Annotated in this window: 16 protein-coding genes; 11 read left to right on the forward strand and 5 right to left on the reverse strand. The window is 43.1% G+C overall.

The window, feature by feature from the left end:
- The first annotated feature begins 48 nt into the window (after nucleotides 1–48).
- From HNW13_RS14685 to HNW13_RS14700, 4 genes are all read left to right on the forward strand, one after another.
- On the forward strand, nucleotides 49–702 hold the full coding sequence (locus HNW13_RS14685) for a TRAP transporter small permease (protein WP_192116309.1): 654 nt from the start codon (nucleotides 49–51) through the stop codon (nucleotides 700–702).
- Nucleotides 702–2,099: a TRAP transporter large permease subunit gene (locus tag HNW13_RS14690; RefSeq protein WP_192116308.1), complete on the forward strand. Its 1,398-nt coding sequence runs from the start codon at nucleotides 702–704 to the stop codon at nucleotides 2,097–2,099. The genes HNW13_RS14685 and HNW13_RS14690 overlap by 1 nt, the downstream gene beginning before the upstream one ends.
- A 100-nt stretch (nucleotides 2,100–2,199) precedes the next feature.
- Nucleotides 2,200–3,996 carry an ATP-binding protein gene (locus HNW13_RS14695; protein ID WP_192116307.1) on the forward strand — a complete coding sequence of 599 codons (1,797 nt, stop codon included), beginning with the start codon at nucleotides 2,200–2,202 and terminating at the stop codon, nucleotides 3,994–3,996.
- Nucleotides 3,997–3,998: 2 nt separating this feature from the next.
- Nucleotides 3,999–5,372 carry a sigma-54 dependent transcriptional regulator gene (locus HNW13_RS14700; protein WP_101086553.1) on the forward strand — a complete coding sequence of 458 codons (1,374 nt, stop codon included), beginning with the start codon at nucleotides 3,999–4,001 and terminating at the stop codon, nucleotides 5,370–5,372.
- Here the strand turns inward: HNW13_RS14700 and HNW13_RS14705 are convergent.
- The 3 genes from HNW13_RS14705 to tesB all read right to left on the reverse strand — a co-directional run bounded on the left by HNW13_RS14705 (nucleotide 5,369) and on the right by tesB (nucleotide 7,978).
- Entirely contained in the window at nucleotides 5,369–6,604 is a 1,236-nt protein-coding gene (locus HNW13_RS14705; protein ID WP_162023558.1) for an MFS transporter, read from the reverse strand. The two genes, HNW13_RS14700 and HNW13_RS14705, sit on opposite strands and share 4 nt — an antisense overlap.
- A gap of 102 nt (nucleotides 6,605–6,706) precedes the next feature.
- A complete protein-coding gene (locus HNW13_RS14710; protein WP_162023559.1) occupies nucleotides 6,707–7,108 on the reverse strand; it encodes a YbaY family lipoprotein in 402 nt (133 codons plus the stop codon).
- Between the two features lie 9 nt (nucleotides 7,109–7,117).
- Nucleotides 7,118–7,978, reverse strand: coding sequence for an acyl-CoA thioesterase II (tesB, locus tag HNW13_RS14715; RefSeq protein ID WP_011638171.1), 861 nt, complete (start codon nucleotides 7,976–7,978; stop codon nucleotides 7,118–7,120).
- 207 nt (nucleotides 7,979–8,185) lie between these two features.
- Here tesB and HNW13_RS14720 point away from each other — a divergent pair, with 207 nt between their 5' ends.
- Nucleotides 8,186–9,079 (forward strand): 1,4-dihydroxy-2-naphthoate polyprenyltransferase, encoded by an 894-nt coding sequence (locus HNW13_RS14720; RefSeq protein ID WP_101086550.1) that lies wholly within the window; start codon nucleotides 8,186–8,188, stop codon nucleotides 9,077–9,079.
- A 70-nt stretch (nucleotides 9,080–9,149) separates the two neighbouring features.
- Here HNW13_RS14720 and gndA read toward each other — a convergent pair whose 3' ends face one another.
- Together gndA and HNW13_RS14730 are read right to left on the reverse strand one after the other, a co-directional pair.
- A complete protein-coding gene (gene gndA / locus HNW13_RS14725; RefSeq protein WP_162023560.1) occupies nucleotides 9,150–10,679 on the reverse strand; it encodes an NADP-dependent phosphogluconate dehydrogenase in 1,530 nt (509 codons plus the stop codon).
- A gap of 253 nt (nucleotides 10,680–10,932) precedes the next feature.
- Nucleotides 10,933–12,849, reverse strand: a complete 1,917-nt coding sequence (locus tag HNW13_RS14730) for a propionyl-CoA synthetase (RefSeq protein ID WP_192116306.1) — start codon at nucleotides 12,847–12,849, stop codon at nucleotides 10,933–10,935.
- Nucleotides 12,850–13,156: 307 nt separating this feature from the next.
- On the opposite strand from HNW13_RS14730, the gene HNW13_RS14735 reads away from it, so the two are divergent.
- From HNW13_RS14735 to HNW13_RS14760, 6 genes are all read left to right on the forward strand, one after another.
- Entirely contained in the window at nucleotides 13,157–13,567 is a 411-nt protein-coding gene (locus HNW13_RS14735) for a MerR family DNA-binding transcriptional regulator (RefSeq protein WP_101086547.1), read from the forward strand.
- A 130-nt stretch (nucleotides 13,568–13,697) separates the two neighbouring features.
- Complete coding sequence (locus HNW13_RS14740) at nucleotides 13,698–14,867, forward strand: isovaleryl-CoA dehydrogenase (protein WP_101086546.1); 1,170 nt, start codon at nucleotides 13,698–13,700, stop codon at nucleotides 14,865–14,867.
- Between the two features lie 91 nt (nucleotides 14,868–14,958).
- Nucleotides 14,959–16,566, forward strand: coding sequence for a carboxyl transferase domain-containing protein (locus HNW13_RS14745; RefSeq protein ID WP_059744381.1), 1,608 nt, complete (start codon nucleotides 14,959–14,961; stop codon nucleotides 16,564–16,566).
- Between the two features lie 37 nt (nucleotides 16,567–16,603).
- Nucleotides 16,604–17,419, forward strand: a complete 816-nt coding sequence (locus HNW13_RS14750) for an enoyl-CoA hydratase-related protein (protein ID WP_192116305.1) — start codon at nucleotides 16,604–16,606, stop codon at nucleotides 17,417–17,419.
- The gene (locus HNW13_RS14755) at nucleotides 17,419–19,449 is read left to right on the forward strand and encodes an acetyl/propionyl/methylcrotonyl-CoA carboxylase subunit alpha (RefSeq protein WP_192116304.1); all 2,031 of its coding nucleotides are present in this window, start codon (nucleotides 17,419–17,421) and stop codon (nucleotides 19,447–19,449) included. The genes HNW13_RS14750 and HNW13_RS14755 overlap by 1 nt, the downstream gene beginning before the upstream one ends.
- Complete coding sequence (locus HNW13_RS14760; protein ID WP_192116303.1) at nucleotides 19,450–20,340, forward strand: hydroxymethylglutaryl-CoA lyase; 891 nt, start codon at nucleotides 19,450–19,452, stop codon at nucleotides 20,338–20,340.
- The last annotated feature ends 39 nt before the right edge of the window (nucleotides 20,341–20,379 follow it).

The following is a 20,379-nucleotide window of genomic DNA, read 5'->3' on the forward strand; positions in this document are numbered from 1 at the left end:
TACTGAACGCATTCTTGCATCAGTACCACCTTTTTTTATTCAAGGAGTATGACCGTGATTTCAAGACTATTTGGTTATTTTGAAGAAGGGTTCCTTAATTTATTAATTACATTAATGACGTTGCTGGTTTTTGGCGAAGTTATTGCCCGTTTCTTTTTTAATACCGGTTTTTTATGGATCCAAGAACTGACCCTTACTCTTTGTGGTTGGTTTGTACTATTTGGCATGTCCTATGGCGTGAAAGTAGGAGCACATATTGGTGTTGATGCGTTTGTGTCTAAGCTATCTGGTAAGCCACAGAAAGCGGTCGCTATCTTTGCGTGCCTGTGTTGCATTATTTACTGCGGAATGTTTTTAAAAGGAGCTTGGGACTACCTAAGCCAAATGTACCAAATTGGTATTCCAATGGAAGACATCGACTTTCCTGCGTGGTTTATTCATCAATTAGATCCAGATTTTGCTTGGGAAACATTGCGCATCGATATAGAAGATGGCGCTGTTCCTATTTGGTTATCTCAAAGTATTTTAATTATCGGATTTTCAATGCTCACATGGCGTTTTATAGAATTATTTATCGCTATTTTGCGCAATAAAGCTGTTGGTTTCCAACTGGCCGATGAAGCTAAAGACAGCATGCATTTAATCGATGAATCTGCGCTATCCACATCATCAGAACAACAAAATGATAAGGACGCGAAATAATGACTATAGCAACACTATTTATTGCTTTGTTTATTTGCATGATGATTGGTATGCCTATTGCCATTGCTTTAGGCTTTTCAAGCATGCTGACTATTTTGTTATTTTCAAATGATTCGCTCGCTTCGATTGTTTTAAAACTGTATGAGTCGACTTCAGAACACTACACTTTATTGGCAATCCCATTCTTTATTCTATCATCGGCATTTTTGTCTACTGGTGGCGTAGCAAGACGTATTATTGACTTTGCGATGGACAGCGTAGGTCATATCCGCGGTGGTCTTGCCATGGCATCAGTGATGGCTTGTATGCTATTTGCAGCGGTATCGGGTTCATCACCAGCTACTGTAGCGGCTATTGGCTCTATTGTTATTGTTGGTATGGTGCGTGCAGGTTATCCAGAAAAATTTGCAGCAGGCGTTATCACTACGTCGGGTACATTAGGCATTTTAATTCCACCATCGATTGTAATGCTGGTTTATGCAGCCGCGACAGAAGTGTCTGCAGCTAGAATGTTTATGGCCGGTTTAATACCAGGCTTAATGATGGGTTGTATTTTAATGCTGGCCATCTATATCGTTGCTCGGATTAAAAAGCTGCCTTCACGTCCTTTTCCTGGCGTTAAAGCATTAGCGATATCAAGTGCTAAAGCGATGGGTGGTTTAGCACTCATTCTGATTGTGCTAGGTTCTATTTACGGTGGTGTAGCAAGCCCAACTGAAGCTGCGGCAGTAGCTTGTGTATATGCTTACTTTATTGCTGTATTTGGTTATCGTGATATTGGCCCTCTTAAAAATGTCGCTTGGCGAAATAAACATGAGTCTTTAGTGGGAGCCTCATTACGTAACATAGGGCACATGTTACTTGGCGTTATTAAAACACCTACCGACAAAGAAATCCGTCATGTAGTACGTGATGGCGCTAAAGTCAGTATTATGCTGCTGTTCATTATTGCTAATGCCATGCTGTTTGCCCATGTATTAACCACCGAACGTATTCCGCACATTATCGCCGAAACGATTGTCGGATTTGGATTACCCGCATGGGGCTTTTTGATTATCGTCAACTTACTGTTATTAGCTGCGGGTAACTTTATGGAGCCTTCAGCTATTCTGTTGATTATGGCGCCAATCTTGTTCCCTATCGCAACCCAGTTAGGTATCGATCCTATTCACTTAGGCATCATTATGGTGGTCAATATGGAGATAGGCATGCTCACACCGCCTGTAGGGCTCAATCTGTTTGTCACCGCAGGGATAACAGGAAAAAGTATGGGGTGGGTAATTCAATCGTGCCTTCCTTGGTTAGTGTTGTTACTCGGTTTCTTGATGTTGATTACCTATATTCCACAAATTTCTCTATTTTTACCCGAATACATAGACAAATTAAACGGCTATTAACTTGATAATTCGCGTATTATAGACGAGCCTTAATTTATTAAGGCTCGTTTTTTTACTTATGCTCAATAATCATCATAATCATTATCGATTGGGAATATGCATGCTTTCATTCTCGACTACCAAAAAACGAAATGTTGTAATGAGCATGATGCTCATTATCGGGTTATTACTGACCCTTAGAGTTACATATTGGTATTTACTTGAACAAGGCACAACGTCCATTGCTGAGCAATCTGAAAAGCAAATTAATGAACTGGTAATTTTTATTGATAACGCCCTTTCACACTACGAAAATATTCCTGCAGTACTTGCACAAAACCCCATCTTAGAACAAGGGTTACTTGATCAACGCAATCCTCAAACAATCGAAAAGCTCAACGCTTATTTATCTGAATTACAGCAAGTCACTGAGTCGTCAGACATTTACCTCACCGATGCGCTTGGCGTGGCTATTGCCGCCAGTAATTGGGATGTACCAAACTCTTTTATTAATCATGATTATTCATTTAGGCCTTACTTTATCGATGCGATATCAGGGAAGTCTGGACGATATTATGCAGTTGGTACCTCATCAAATAAGCGCGGATTCTACTTTGCTAATCCGGTATATCATAGAGGCGTGGTATTGGGTGTAGTGGTTGTAAAAGTTGATATAAGTTTGATTGAACAACAAAGTAGTGGTATTGCCATCGCAAGCCAATATGAGTTTATGATCAGCGATCCAGACAATATAGTGTTTCTTTCAAGCATTAATAGTTGGCGATTTAATTCATTAACACCACTGACACAGGCTAAACGTTTTGCTCTAAATTCATCAAAACGCTATGCCAACCGGCCCATTGGTGAGCTTAGTGTAAGCCCTCTTTTTATGCTCGGCAATTCCGATACTAAACAGGTATATAAAATATCATCAGCTGAAGGCCACGCAAAATACCTTGAACGTCACCAATTGATGCCCAATGCTAATTGGAACGTTCATATTCTTACTCCAATGAAGCCCTTATATGAATCGTTACCGCCAATAATGCTATTGGCGGCCACACTCTATTTATTATTAACACTTTTTATACTTTACAGCATTGAGCGCCGTAAAAATTTACGCAGAATGCACCAAGCTCAAAATCTACTCGAACAACGAGTAAAAGAGCGTACATTGGATCTTGAACAAGCCAACACCCAATTAAAAGACACTCAAGACGAACTAATCCAAGCGGCAAAGCTTACGGTCATAGGTAGCCTGTCAGCCAGCATTAACCACGAGCTCAATCAACCGCTGGCAGCACTGCGCAGTTACGCACAAAACACTCAAACCTTCATTGGCCGTAATATGATTGAAGATGCCAGCAGCAATATCAAAATCATGATAGAGCTAACCGATAGGCTTGCAGATATTATTGGTCAGTTTAAAAGCTTTACACGTAAATCTCAGGGTAAAGACAACGCCACCGAAATTAATCAATCAATTGAGCAAGCACTTACCATTGTTCAACCTGAAATGGACAAACAAGGTGTTAAATTGTCGCTGAAATTATTAACGGGCAAATGCCAAATATGGGGCGACAGCGTCAGATTACAACAAGTACTGGTTAACCTTATTAGTAATGCTATCGTCGCAATGCAGCAATCTACAGAGCGACAATTACAAATCGAAGTTTATTGCGACAGCAAGGTCAATATAAGCATTCAAGACAGTGGCCCAGGCGTGAGAGAAAGCCAAATGAATAAAATTTTTGAACCTTACTACACCACCAGTGAGCGCCAAGGACTAGGCTTAGGATTGTCCATCTCGCAGCGAATTATCGAATCTATGCAAGGTTCTATTACTGTCGAGAATGCCATACACGGTGGGGCTATTTTCCATATTATTTTGCCACTTTATTTACGTGAGGAAGTGTAAACGTGACTCAAATTCAAGACATCAATAATTATCAAGTTATTATTGTTGATGATGAACCTCATATCGGTATCGTGTTACAGCAGTTATTTAAACTAGAGAATATCAACGCGTTGGCGATTACGAATCCGCAAGCTATCTCCAGCCATATTACCGCTAACTGGCCAGGCATAGTGATTTCTGATGTCAATATGCCGCAACTCGATGGCTTAAGTTTATTGCAACAACTGAAACAACAAGACAGTGACTTACCTGTAGTACTATTAACGGGTTTTGGTGACATCGCCATGGCGGTAGACGCTCTCAAGAAAGGTGCTTACGACTTTATCGAAAAACCATTTAACAACGAACATATACTCGATGTGACTAAACGCGCGTTAGATAAGCGTGCGCTAACACTAGAAAACCGTAAACTTAAACGCGAACTTGAATCGCATATAGCACCTGGTCCACGTATTTTAGGCAGTAGTCCTGGTGTGATGAAAATGCGCCATCTTATTGACCAAGTGCTCGACACACCTGCAGATATCATGATTGAAGGTGAAACCGGTGCAGGTAAAGAGCTTGTCGCCCGATATCTGCATGACCATAGTTATCGTAACAAAGCTAATTTTGTCGCCATTAATTGTGGTGCAATCCCTGAAAATCTCATTGAAAGTGAACTCTTTGGTGCAGAATCTGGCGCTTTCACTGGCATAGACAAACGCCGCATCGGTAAGTTTGAATATGCTAATGGTGGCACGCTACTGCTAGATGAAATAGAAAGCACTCCTATGGCCTTACAGGTTAAATTATTGCGTGTATTGGAAGATCGTAAAGTCGAACGATTAGGATCAAATACGCCGATTAATTTGGACATCAGGGTTATTGCGGCAACAAAATTAAACTTGCAGCAACTGTGCGAAGAAGGGAAATTCAGACAAGATTTATTGTATCGTCTTAACCTAGTGACCATTGTAATTCCTCCACTACGAGATCGCCGAGAGGACATTCCATTGCTGTTTTTACATTTTGCCAGAATTGCTTCGGCTCGTTACCATAAAGCACTCATAGCATTAAATCCCCAGCAAACGATGGTGCTAACCTCTCACGACTGGCCAGGCAATGTACGCGAGTTGCGCAACTTAGCAGAGCGTTATGTGTTACTTGGTGCAGAAGCCGCTTTTGCTGGTAATTTAGATAACCACACCACTATGCACACCAGCATGTCGCTTCAGCAAAGAGTGGAGTTCTTTGAGAGAATGTTAATTGAAGAAGCATTAAGCCACAACAAAGGCAGCATCAAATTAACCATGGAACAACTCGAATTACCCCGTAAAACCTTGTACGACAAAATGCGTAAGTTTGAACTAGACCGTAAACAATTTATCGAGAGTTAATCGGGTACGGGAACATCAATAACCTGTTGTTGATGTATCCCTAAACGCCAGACCGCCACGAAAAGCAGCGCCAAAAGGCTCATAGACCCCGCAACCACACCATTCCATTCAGCTTCGTGCCAAAACATCATTAAATAAGGTCCGCCCAGGGATGCGCCAAGATAATAGCAACATAAATAGAGCGACGTTGCCTTAGCGCGATGACTGGTGGCACGGATAGCAACAAACGAATTACAACAGCTGTGAGTTAAGAAAAATCCGCAAGCACTGATCAGAAAACCCACCACAATGGCAGTCAATGTATCCACCAAAGTCAACAACGTGCCAGCAACCATTAAGCATAAAGCCACTCTAAATAATGGCATCGAGCCATAGCGCATAATCCATTTTGCCGACAAATAAGAAGCAAATGTGCCACTTGAATAACAGAGAAAAATCAAGGTCGCATTAAAGCGACTCAAACCATATGGTTCAGCCATAATATGCAATTGAATAAAGCTAAACTGATTGACCATCATCATAAATGCTAAGCCACCAATGGCATAAGCTAGGCGCATCTGCGAGTCAGACAAATGGAACATAAAGCCATCTATATCTTGCTTTACCTTGTGTCGCAAAGAGACTTTTTGCTTAACTACTGGGGATTTAATTTCTTTACGCGGCAATAAATACGTTACCAATGCCACCCCCATTAACGTGACCAAAAACACCAACCCCATTGACGACTGCCACGACAAATTTTGTGCCATTAATCCGCCAAAAATTCGTCCTGCGATACCGCCCATACTGTTGGCCATAATGTATACGGCAGCAGCTTTGAGCATAAAAGAGGGAGCTAATTGTTCTTTAAAATAGGCCATCGAAATCGCGGGCACAGCGGCCAACAAAATGCCCTGCAGTAAGCGCACCCATAATAAGTCATCGAATGTTTGGGCAAACACTAATAAAATATTCGACCCTGCGAGCAGCCATAAACTCACCACAATAGGAGCCAACCGTCCTATCCTGTCAGATAAAACTGCATAAAAAAGCAATGAAAAAGCTAAGGTAAAACTGGTAACAGATAACACCAAAGTAGCTTGTGCGCCAGACACATCAAAATGTTCCGCAATAGACGGCAGCATGCCTTGTACTGTGTACAAATTAATGTAAATCACCATAGAAGCGATGCACAAAGCCCAAATTAAACGAGTTTGCGCATGCGAGCGATAAGTCTGAGATAACTCTGTCATAAACAACCTAAACAGCACATTAGGGTAGAAAACAGATTATTACCCGCCAAATAAATAGATCAATGACGGGCATAAGAGTTTGTGAACTAGATTACGAAGTGGCTATTTAACGCGTTTCATTAACACTTGAGTGGTAAATTGACCGTTACTGATCACACGGAACTTATCATACGTTTGAAAAATAGCATTACCTTGATAAGTGATCATTGCCACAACACCGTAATCAACACCGCTTTTGACTAACTCAGCAGGTAAGGTGAATTTAAATGGAACGGGTGCTCTGGCTATATCAAAGTTTTTTTGAGAGATAATCGCACCCGGAGTATTAAAATCAATTAATGCAATGTTAATTTTACACCCTTGTGGCAAGGCAATTTTCTCTGCATAACCTGCATAGCCATTTACAATGACTGGCTTTTCAGGCTCAATCGTCACACAACCATTGAGCATTATGGCAATCAAAGTGACAACCGCGAATTGTATCCCTTTCTTAATTATTAACATGTTAGCATCCTACTTGGTCATTCTGATTAAACCTTCCTGTGTGGCAGAAGCCACAAGACGTCCTTGCTGATCAAAAAACTGCCCTTTCACAAATCCACGTCCACCGCCTGCATTGGGACTATCAATACAGTACAAGAGCCATTCTCCCATATTAAATGGGCGATGAAACCACATGGCATGATCAATAGTGGCCATGCGCATACCTGGAGTTAAAAAAGACACACCATGGGGCTGAGTTGCTGTGGCTAAAAAATTAAAATCCGATGCGTAAGCGAGTAAATACTCTTGAATACTGTGGTCCGATGGTACTTGCCCATTGGCACGTAGCCATACATACCCTTTTGCCTCTGTTGTGTTAGGGGCGATAGGATGAACCGGGTTAACTAAACGCATTTCAATCGGAGAGTCTGCCATAAATTTTTCGAGCATTTTCGCTGGTACTTTATCACGCATAGTCACTGCAAGTTCTTGCTGATTCAATAAACCTTCAGGTCCTGGCACATCGGGCATGACATCTTGATGATTAAAGCCTTCTTCAACCGTTTGGAACGAACAAGTCATATAAAAAATAGGTCGACCTTTCTGAATCGCTTTCACTCTACGCGCACTAAAACTTCCTCCATCACGCATATTTTCAACATCGTAAATAATCGGTAATTTTTCATCACCCGCACGTAAAAAGTATGAATGTAAAGAATGTACATGACGGTCTTCACTAACCGTTTGTTTTGCAGCACTTAACGCTTGTCCCATCACCTGGCCACCAAACACGTGTCCGAAGCCTAAATCTTGACTCTGGCCGCGAAACAGACCTAACTCAATTTTCTCAAGTGACAACAATGACAATAAATCGTTTAATACCTGACTCATAACACCTTCTCTACAACTTGGATTAACGTTAAGGTTACCTTAGTTAAGCTGATGTTTTCTAGCTTATTCTATGGTAATTGTTGAATTTAAGTCATCTCGTGACAAATCACGAAATAGTGATGCAACGCAAATATTCATATCTGCAGCTTAATTGAATATTTGGTATGCTATTAGACATGACTAATCAACAGTGCGTCTCACAATATTATGCAACCTAGCTCAATGCAATCATGGTTTATGGCTATCCGTCCTCGCACGTTACCGGCGGCTATCGGTCCATTATTAATCGGAAATATGCTAGCGATTGGGCTCGAACAATTTAGCTTACTCATCGCCTTTACCTCAATGCTATGTGCAGTATTATTGCAAATTTCAGTTAATCTCGCTAATGACTACTTTGACTTTAAGAATGGTATCGACACCGAAGAGCGGATCGGTCCAATAAGAGTCACTCAAAGCGGTATTCTTGCTCCGTCATCTGTACGAAATGCCATGATTGGTTGCCTAGTCATATCATTGTTAGTAGGTTCATTGCTAATCGTTCACGGTGGCTGGCCAATAGCCATTCTTGCTACAGCCTCTATATTAGGCGCGTTATGTTATAGCGGAGGTCCCTACCCACTGGCATCACATGGATTAGGCGAAATTGCTGCATTTGTATTTTTCGGCTTAGTGGCCGTTGTTGGCAGTTACTATTTACAAGCAGGCACCACCACCATGACAGCATGGTTACTTGGCTGTGCTATTGGTTTTTTTAATGCTGCCATTATGCTGGTCAATAACACTAGAGATATCTCTACCGACACAAAAGCAGGTAAAAATACTCTTGCGGTAAGAATTGGTGAAGCACAAGCAAAAGTGCTATATCAAAGTTTTGTCTACTTACCATTTGGTATCATTATCGCGGGATTCTTGCTCGGGTCGCTCGATGGGTTACCCGTATTATTAGCAGGTGTATCATTAGTAATCGCACGTAACCTGAGTCGCGAATTTCATAATAATACTGGTGAAGCATTAAATCCTATCCTTGGGCAAACAGCTAAATTGACGATGATTTTTAGCGTCTTATTTAGCATTGGATTGTACTTTTCGTTAACCTAACAATTTTCCTTAGCTAAATAAAAAGACGCTTCATTTTACAATGAAGCGCCTTTTTATAATGTAAGACTAATTACACCTTAGCTAAAGTACGCTGCTTCGCACTCCAGTCTAAGTGGTATTTCTCACCAGCGGGTTTATCGGTGCGTTCAAAAGTATGTGAACCGAAAAAGTCGCGCTGACCTTGTAACAAGTTAGCGGGTAATGTCTCACAGCGGTAGCTGTCGTAATAGGCAATAGCCGAACTAATACATGGAGCAGGAATGCCCTGCATAACAGAAGCTGCGACCGTTTTACGCCAGTTAAGGTGTTTTTGCGATAATGTTTGACTAAAAGTGTCAGCCATTAATAAGTTCGTAAGGTTTGCATCTTCTTGATAAGCCTTAGTAATTGACTGTAGGAACGTAGCACGGATAATACAACCCGCTCGCCAAATTTTAGCAATTTCAGCAAAATCTAAAGACCAATTCTGCTCTTTAGCATTCATCGCCATTAACTGAAAACCTTGCGCATAACAGCACACTTTAGCGCAGTATAATGCATCTTCAAGATTAGCAATAAATGCCACTTTTTCAGCATCACTAAAACTGACTGGTGCAGGTCCTGCTAACTTCGAGCTTAACTGCATACGCAAGTTTTTCTGAGTGCTCACAGCGCGTGCATAAACGGCTTCAGCAATCGTTGGCGCAGGGCAACCAATTTGCAAGCTGCTCACTGCAGTCCATAAACCAGTGCCTTTTTGGCCTGCTTTATCTAAAATCATTTCAACTAATGGCTTACCGGTTAATGGATCGTCTTGTTGTAAGACTTCAGCACTAATCCCCATAAGGTAACTGTTAAGAATGCCTTTATTCCAACCATTGAACACGTCACCAATGTCATGAGCAGACATGCCTAAGCCGTCACTGAGCAATTGATACGCTTCGCAAATAAGTTGCATATCAGCATATTCAATACCGTTATGAACCATTTTAACGTAATGACCAGAACCAGCAGGACCAATATAAGTCGTACACGGCTCACCTTCGGTTACCGGATTGCCTGGCTCAAAACGCTCTATCGGTAAACCCGTTGCTGAATCCACTTTAGCAGCAATAGCTTTCCAAATTGGCTCAACATAACGCCATGCCTTTTCATCACCACTAGGCATGAGAGATGGGCCAAAACGTGCACCTACTTCGCCACCAGACACTGCAGAGCTAAAGAAAACAAACTGATCTTTATAACGTGCTTCGCGTTCTACCGTGTCGGTCCAAAGGCTGTTACCCGTATCAATAACGATATCGTTGGCTTCAATACCAGCTTCAATTAACGATTTACATACACCGTCAACAGGCGCACCAGCAGGCACAGATAATACAATAACTCGAGGCTCAACTAATTTAGCCAGCATTTCTGTAAGATTATTACATGACTGCATGCGCGGTGCCGTACCGGCTTTACGCTCACTTTCTTCTTGAGCCACAGCAGCGTTGACTTTTGGAGTATCTAAATCGAAAACTGCAACATGGTAGCCGTTGTCAGCAATGTTTAATGCGAGGTTCTTGCCCATAACACCAAGGCCGATAACGCCGACGTGAGATTGTTGGGTGTGGTTATTCATAGTGTATGTTTCCACAGGTCACAGAGATTAATCGCGTAGTGCGAATCCATTTGGGTGGCAATTATAGCGATTCTTGTAACTAAATTACCAGTAACAAAACGCGGAAACGCTGTTTTTTACAATGTATGCCCAATCTGTTTATTAGGAGATAACATCGTGTCACAATAGAAAAAACCATAAAAACACTGGTTTTTTATGGTTTCGATTTAAAATCACCTTATCATTTGGCATGGCTAAATATTGAAGAGTAACATCATGTTATCTCAGTAGTTAGTGCATTAGCATAACCCATTTTAGTCAACGCATTCCGGACAATATCTAAGGTTTGTGGGTCTTCAATCGTTGCTGGCATGGTGTACTCTTGATTGTCTGCAATTTTACGCATTGTGGCGCGTAATATTTTTCCAGAGCGGGTTTTAGGCAACTTTTGCACAGCACTTACCAGCCGAAATGAAGCCACTGGGCCAATTTCATGACGTACCAAGGCAAGTAACTCTTTATAAAGAGCTTCATCTGACAAGGTAACGCCATTTTTAAGGACTACTAATCCAAGAGGCACCTGGCCTTTTAGTTTATCTTGCACACCAATTACCGCAGCCTCGGCCACCGCTTCATGCTGACATAAAACTTCTTCAAATCGACCCGTAGATAAACGGTGTCCGGCAACATTTATGATGTCGTCAATTCGGCTCATAATGTATAAATAACCATCTTCATCGACATAACCTGCATCTCCAGTTAAGTAATAACCAGGATACATAGACAAGTAACTGTCGATATAGCGTTTATCATTTTGCCACAAGGTCGTTAATGTGCCTGGAGGTAAAGGTTGCTTTATCACCACATTACCACTTTCATTAGGAGCCACTTGTTGCCCCATCGCATCAAGAATCTCCACTTGGTATCCAGGTACTGCTCGCGCAGGCGATCCGGCTTTAATCTCTATCGGATCGGTGCCCATCAAGTTTGCCGCGACAGGCCAACCAGTTTCAGTTTGCCACCAATGATCAATCACTGGTTTACCTAACTGCTGCTGACTCCAGTTTAAGGTGTCAGGATCGCAACGCTCCCCCGCTAAATACATTTGCTTAAGGCAAGTTAAATCAAATTGTTTAATAAACTCGCCTTCTGGATCTTCTCGTTTTATAGCCCGAATAGCTGTAGGTGCGGTAAAAAAACTACGAACATTTTTTTGTTCGATAATACGCCAAAATGCACCCGCATCAGGGGTACCAATAGGTTTACCTTCGTACATTATGGTCGTCGCACCCACCAGCAATGGCCCATAAACAATATATGAATGCCCTACCACCCAGCCCACATCAGATGCAGCCCAAAAAACATCACCGACCCCAATGTCATAAATGTGTTTCATCGACCATGCTAATGCGACTGCATGGCCACCATTATCACGTACTACACCTTTAGGTTGGCCAGTGGTACCAGAGGTATATAAAACATATAAAGGATCGGTCGCATCGAGCGACACGCAATCAGCGTCAGGCGCACCCACCAGTGAATTGTACCAATCCAGATCTCTTGGTGACTGTAGTTGTGCTTGATATTCTGTACGATTTAAAATAATGCAATGATCTACTTGATGTTGCGCTTGAGATAATGCGTCATCGAGTAAAGGTTTGTACGGTACGACACCAGAAGGTTCAATGCCGCATGAAGCAGACAGAATTAACTTAGGTTTCGCATCATTGATACGCGTAGAAAGCTCATTGGCAGCAAAACCACCAAACACCACAGAATGAATCGCACCAATCCGTGCACATGCCAGCATGGCATAAGCTGTTTCTGGCACCATTGGCATGTAAATAACCACTCGGTCGCCTTTTTCAACACCAAGTGACACCATCAATCCAGCCAAGCGTTTTACCTGAGCCAACACAGATTGATAACTAATTGAGTATTCGTTGTGCGTCACAGGGCTAATATAATGAATAGCGGTTTGCTCACCTCTTCCCGCCAATACGTGGCGGTCTACGGCATTAAAACAAGTATTCATCTTGCCATCAGCAAACCAACGGTAAAAAGGCTTATTGCTATCATCAAGTACAGTTTGGGGCGCAAGATCCCAGCTAATAGCTTCAGCGGCTTGCTGCCAAAACACTTCGGGATCGGCTATCGATTGTGCGTGCATTGATAGTCCTACATCAGCCATATTGTTCTCCGTTAATCAACTTTTATTACAGTGATTATGAGCAGAATTCATTAAATACCCCTATTAGACAAAGGGATAACAACCACTAAAACCAACAAAAAAACCTTTAGTTTCAATCGAGTGTTTAACTTGTGCAGGTCAAATACTATCAATAATAAAATACACTAAATAACAATATGTTAATGTATAATTAGTGTTTGAGTGGCAAGCAAAATTAACACGCATTAAACTGAAAACCATCTAGCAAACTTTACCTTTACGTAAACTTCATATATCTTGCATCAAAAGAAACACTTTTGGTGACATGATGAGCACAACCCACATTCCTCAATCAACATATTCAATCAGTGACTTATCAAAAGAATTTGATATCACCACCCGCAGTATTCGTTTTTACGAAGACCAAGGCTTGATTAAACCTAAGCGTCGCGGACAAACCCGTATATACAGCCTGAAAGACAGAGTGCGCTTAAAACTTATTTTACGCGGTAAACGTCTTGGATTTTCGTTAGCTGAAACTCGTCGATTATTTGAGCTTTACGATGCTGATAAAAGTAGCTCAACACAGCTCAATACCATGCTGGATTTGGTCAATGAAAAAAAATCAGCTCTACAGCAGCAAATGGACGACATTAAAGTGGTGTTAATGGAACTTAATTCAGCCGAACAACAGTGCAAAGCAGCACTAGCCGACAACTCGGCTAAAAAAGCCAAATAAAACTCAATAAAAAAATAGCTAACTCAATTAAGCCAAACAAGTTTTATCCAACTGCCAAAAACGTGCAAAAAAAGCGTTGGCAGCAAATGTTTTGCCAGACGATAATAAAAATTCAACAGGACACATGCAAATGAGCGATTTATATACCAGCTTAAACTTCGGTTTAGGTGAAGATGTTGACATGTTACGCGACGCCGTTCGCGGTTTTGCCGCCAACGAAATTGCACCTATGGCCGCCCAAGTCGATATCGACAATGAGTTCCCTAATCAATTATGGCCAGTACTTGGTGATATGGGGCTATTAGGCGTAACCGTTGATGAGCAATATGGCGGCGCTAACATGGGCTACCTTGCGCACGTGGTGGCAATGGAAGAAATTTCCCGTGCTTCAGCATCTATAGGGTTAAGTTATGGCGCCCACTCAAACTTATGTGTGAACCAAATTAATCGTAATGGTAATGACGCTCAAAAAGCCAAATACTTACCTAAACTCGTCAGTGGCGAGCACATTGGTGCACTTGCCATGAGCGAACCCAATGCCGGTTCAGATGTAGTGTCAATGAAACTGCATGCTCGCAAAGAAGGTGACCGCTACATCCTTAACGGCAATAAAATGTGGATCACTAACGGTCCAGATGCCCATACCTATGTTATTTACGCCAAGACTGACCTAGAAAAAGGTGCACATGGTATTACCGCATTTATCGTTGAACGAGGATCTAAAGGGTTTAGCCAAGCCCAAAAACTCGACAAGTTAGGTATGCGCGGTTCAAACACCTGTGAACTTGTATTTGAAGACTGTGAAGTGCCAGAAGAAAACATCTTAGGCGGCCTCAATAATGGCGTAAAAGTGCTTATGAGCGGCCTTGATTACGAACGAGTAGTGTTGTCTGGTGGCCCATTAGGCATTATGTCTGCTTGCATGGACATCGTAGTGCCATACATTCATGAGCGTGAACAATTTGGCAAATCGATTGGTCAATTCCAATTGGTACAAGGTAAATTAGCCGATATGTACACGGGTATGAATGCTGCACGCGCTTATGTTTACAGTGTGGCTAAATCATGTGACCGCGGTGAAACTACCCGTAAAGACGCCGCTGGTGCGATTTTATACAGCGCTGAGCTTGCCACTAAAATGGCCTTAGATGCCATTCAATTACTGGGCGGCAATGGCTATGTCAACGAGTACGCAACAGGTCGTTTATTACGTGATGCTAAGCTTTACGAAATTGGTGCAGGCACCTCTGAAATTCGCCGCATGTTAATTGGTCGCGAATTGTTTAACGAGTCAAAATAACCAGTTTTTGCAGTACGAAGGCGACATATCAAGCGTGCTATGTCGCCTTAATCAAGCCCCCCTTATTTTTTGCTTCATTAAGGATATAGAAATGACGCAACTGAGCAGCCGTATCAATCCTCGCAGTGACGAATTTAAAGCCAAGTCAGACAGCATGGCGTTATTGGTCGATGATCTTCAACAAAAACTAAAAAAAATCGAACAAGGCGGCGGCCCTGTTGCCTTAGAACGCCATTTATCTCGTGGTAAGTTATTGCCGCGCCAGCGCGTTGAAAAGCTGCTCGATCCAGGTTCACCTTTCTTAGAAATATCGCAATTTGCCGCTTACGAAGTCTATGACGAAGAAGTCCCAGCGGCAGGCGTTATTGCTGGTATCGGTCGTGTCAGTGGTATTGAGTGCATGATTATCGCCAACGATGCCACGGTCAAAGGCGGCACTTACTACCCGATTACCGTTAAAAAGCATTTACGCGCGCAAGACATCGCCAGCCGTTGTCACTTACCGTGCATCTACTTAGTCGATTCTGGTGGCGCGAATTTACCTCGCCAAGATGAAGTATTTCCAGATCGCGATCATTTCGGCAGAATTTTTTATAACCAAGCACAAATGTCAGCCAAAGGTATTCCGCAAATTGCTGTCGTCATGGGCTTGTGTACCGCAGGCGGTGCTTATGTTCCTGCAATGGCCGATGAGTCTATTATTGTTAAAGATCAAGGCACCATCTTTTTAGCCGGGCCTCCATTAGTGAAAGCGGCTACCGGTGAAGAAGTCAGCGCAGAAGAGCTTGGCGGCGCAGAAGTTCATACTAAAATATCGGGTGTTGCCGATCATTTAGCGCAAAATGACGACCACGCGCTTGAACTCGCTCGCCGTGCAGTACTGCGACTTAATCATCAAAAAGAAATCAAAAGCTTATTAAGTCCAGTCAAACCACCACAATTCGATATCCATGAATTGTACGGCATTGTTGGTACTGATCTTAAAAAGCCGTTTGATGTAAAAGAAGTCATTGCCCGTGTGGTTGATGACTCTGACTTTGACGAATTTAAAGCTAACTATGGTGCAACCCTAGTGTGTGGTTTTGCCCGTATTCATGGTTATCCTGTCGGTATTGTAGCCAATAATGGCATTTTATTTTCTGAATCGGCGCAAAAAGGCGCTCACTTCATTGAACTGTGTTGCCAACGTAAAATTCCGCTGTTATTCCTGCAAAATATTACCGGCTTTATGGTGGGTAAAAAGTACGAACACGAAGGCATTGCTAAACATGGTGCCAAAATGGTGACCGCAGTGTCTTGCGCTAACGTGCCTAAATTTACCGTGATTATCGGTGGCAGTTATGGCGCGGGTAACTACGGCATGTGTGGTCGCGCATTTGAACCGACCATGATGTGGATGTGGCCAAACGCCCGTATTTCGGTAATGGGTGGCGAACAAGCTGCTGGTGTATTAGCCACAGTGCGCCGCGATGGTTTAGCGCGTAAAGGCGTTGAATGGTCGGCAGAAGACGAGCAAGCCTTCCGTAAACCAATTGTTGAACAATACGAAAAAGAAGGTCATCCGTATCATGCCAGTGCCCGACTTTGGGATGATGGCATTATCGACCCTGCACAAACGCGTGATGTGGTCGGCTTAGCCTTATCGGCAGCATTAAATGCTCCTATTGAAGACACCCGCTTTGGGGTGTTCCGCATGTAATTGTGCGGTTAATTCAGCTAATAAGGAGTAATAAATAATGTTATCAAACCAATATAAGTTCATTGAATGCCGTCTAGACAAAGGGGTGGCAGAGCTCATTTTAAACCGCGTTGAAGTGCATAATGCCTTTGATGAAGTGATGATTAGCGAGATGATCCAGGCTATCGAAAGCTTTGCCAGTAACAATCAATGCAATATGTTGATTTTGCGTGCTAATGGTAAAAACTTCAGTGCTGGCGCCGACCTCAATTGGATGCGCAAACAAGCAAAAATGGACTTTGAACAAAATCTGACTGATGCCCATGAGCTTGCCAAGCTGATGCACGTGTTAGACAAGTTTCCAAAACCCACTATTGCCTTAGTACAAGGCGCGGCCTTTGGTGGCGCTTTAGGACTAATTTGTTGTTGCGATATTGCCATTGCCAACACCCGTTCAAGCTTTTGCTTAAGCGAAGTCAAGCTGGGGCTTATCCCTGCTGTGATAAGTCCGTATGTGGTTCGTGCTATGGGTAATCGCCAATCGCGTCGCTTTATGCTGACCGCTGAACGCTTTAGTGCTGATGTTGCCTTAACCCATCAAGTCATTCATGAAGTTAACGACGACTTAGATGCAGCGGCGGTCCCTTTTATCACCGCATTTAATGCCAACAGTCCTCAGGGCATGGCATGGGCAAAAAATCTCGTATCGCATTTAGAAAACGGCGTGATTGACGACGCTACGCTCAATTTTACCAGCGAGCAAATTGCTCGGATTCGTGTATCAGATGAAGGTCAAGAAGGCCTTAATGCTTTCTTTGAAAAACGTACGCCAACATGGCAAACCGCTAAATCTGATCCACAAGGAGCCCAATAATGTTTACCAAATTACTGATTGCTAACCGTGGTGAAATTGCTTGCCGTATTATTAAAACGGCTCAAACCATGGGTGTTCGCACCATAGCCCTTTATTCCGATGCAGACAAAGATGCCCGCCATGTAGCCATGGCAGATGAATCGTTTTATCTAGGTGGCAGCGCCCCAGCGGACTCATATTTAAAAGCTGATTTAATTATCGAGATAGCTAAAAAATCGGGCGCGGAAGCCATTCACCCTGGTTATGGTTTTTTGTCTGAAAATGCTGAGTTTGCTCGTAAATGTGAGCAAAATGGTATCGCCTTTATCGGCCCTGGCAGTGATGCTATCGATTCGATGGGCAGCAAAAGTGCCGCCAAAAAAATCATGTCAAAAGCCAATGTGCCCTTAGTGCCGGGTTATCATGGCGACGATCAAACGGATGCCACGTTAATAACAGAAGCCAAAGCTGTTGGCTTCCCGTTACTGATTAAAGCGGCCTATGGTGGTGGCGGTAAAGGGATGCGTATCGTAGAAAACGAAGGCGAAACCCTTGAAGCGGTTAAATCAGCACGCCGTGAAGCCAGCTCGTCATTTGGCAATGACAAACTGTTAATGGAACGCTACTTACGTCAACCACGTCATGTTGAAGTACAAGTATTTGCCGACACTCATGGCAATGCGATTTATTTATCGGATCGTGACTGCTCTATTCAACGTCGCCATCAAAAAGTGGTTGAAGAAGCACCTGCTCCAGGTTTGTCAGACGAACTACGAGCTCAGATGGGGAACGCAGCCGTTGCAGCCGCCAAAGCCATTGATTATGTTGGTGCGGGTACCGTTGAATTTTTACTGGATACTGATAACAGCTTCTACTTCATGGAAATGAATACCCGTTTGCAAGTGGAGCATCCTGTTACTGAAATGGTCACAGGCCAAGACTTAGTCAAATGGCAATTACTGGTCGCCAGTGGTGCTGAATTACCGCTGCGCCAAGATGAAGTGCGTATTCATGGTCACTCATTTGAAGTGCGAATTTACGCTGAAGATCCGCAAAACGAATTTCTACCGGCCAGTGGCAAGCTCAATTTTTTACGTGAACCAGAACAAAATCGTCACGTGCGTATCGATTCTGGTATTCGTGAAAACGATGTCATCAGTAACTTTTATGACCCGATGATCGCCAAGCTGATTGTATGGGATGAGTCGCGCCCTCGCGCACTACAACGTTTAGTACACGCACTTGAGTCATACCAAATCAGTGGCCTTAAACATAACATCGAGTTTTTAGCCAACATTGCTGAACACCCAGCCTTTGCTGCGGCAGACTTCTGTACTGACTTTATTGAGCGTTATGGCGACACCTTAATTGGTGACGCAGCTATTGAAGCAGATACTGCGTTAGCACTAGCAGGACTTTTTCAGGTATTGTCACGTAAGCAAGCGGCAAAAGCGCTGGCCATTAACAGTGCTGATCCGTATTCACCTTGGGGCCTAGTGAGCGGCTTTAGACTAAACAGTTCAAGCGTGCATCGTGTGTCGTTATTAACTGACGTATCCGCCGAAGTGCAACAGCATGACTTGTTGCTTACCGCCGTTGGCGAGCAATATCAATTGTGTTTACACGACCAAGTATTGACGTTAGCGGGTGAGCTGAAAGCTGACTTACTCTTAGCCGAAATTAATGGCCATAAGAGCAAAATTCCTGTTAGCCATCAAGGCGATGACTTTACGCTATTTTTACCATCTGGCAGTTATCACTTTAAAGCCATATTGGCTCAAGTGATTGAAGAAGTGATTAACCATGCTGATAAGCTTAAAGCACCAATGAATGGCACTGTTGTGACTCATTTAGTGGAAGTGGGCGAACAAGTCAAAGCGGGCCAAGGCTTATTAGTGATGGAAGCCATGAAAATGGAATACACCATCGAAGCGCCGTTTGATGGCGTGGTGAGTGAGTTTTATTTCCAAAGCGGTGAGCTTGTCAGTGACGGTGCACAACTATTAAACGTTGAACCATTAGCCTCTGAAGCTAACATCGAGGAAGCGTAAATGTTACCGACTAAAGTGAGCATTTTTGAGGTCGGCGCGCGTGACGGTTTACAAAACGAAGTGCCGGTGACCACTGCAGACAAACTCACGCTAATCACTCAACTTGGTGATGCAGGTATTAAGCGTATTGAAGCAGGCAGCTTTGTGTCACCTAAGTGGGTGCCACAAATGGCCGATTCTGATGCTGTATTGCAGCAACTCAAACGACAAGCTGGTGTAGTTTACAGTGCATTAACGCCTAACCTAAAAGGCTTTGAATTAGCCCTTGCTGCAGGTGCGGATGAAGTGGCTATTTTTGGCGCGGCATCAGAAAGTTTCAGTCAAAAAAACATTAATTGCTCAATCAATGAGTCAATCGAGCGCTTTATTCCGTTAATGGAAGCCGCCAAAAAACATGGGATTGCAGTGCGTGGCTACGTGTCTTGTGTGCTGGGTTGTCCGTACGAAGGCGACATTGCAGTGAGTGAAGTCGCGAGAGTATCTGAGATCCTTTATAAAATGGGGTGTTACGAAATCTCATTAGGCGACACCATCGGTGTTGGCACTCCCAATAAAGCGCGGCAAATGGTTGAAGCTGTCGCCAAAGTGGTTCCGGTTGATAAGTTAGCCTTGCATTTTCATGACACATACGGTCAAGCATTAGCCAATATTCTGGCCTGTCTCGACACTGGTGTCAGCGTGTTTGATGCATCAGTCGCCGGTCTTGGTGGTTGCCCATATGCAAAAGGCGCTTCCGGTAATATCGCCACTGAAGATCTGGTCTACATGATCCATGGCATGGGAATAGATACCGGCATTGACTTAGCTAAGCTTGCATTTGCTGGCGACAACATAAGTCGCGCATTAGGCCGAAGCAATGGGTCTAAAGTGGCAAATGCAATCAGAACGTAATCACATATACTAAAAATGGTTAACGTAGCATACCGCTAA

The sequence above is a fragment of the Shewanella sp. BF02_Schw genome, from assembly GCF_014596695.2.
In the GTDB taxonomy this organism is placed as follows: Bacteria; Pseudomonadota; Gammaproteobacteria; order Enterobacterales; family Shewanellaceae; genus Shewanella.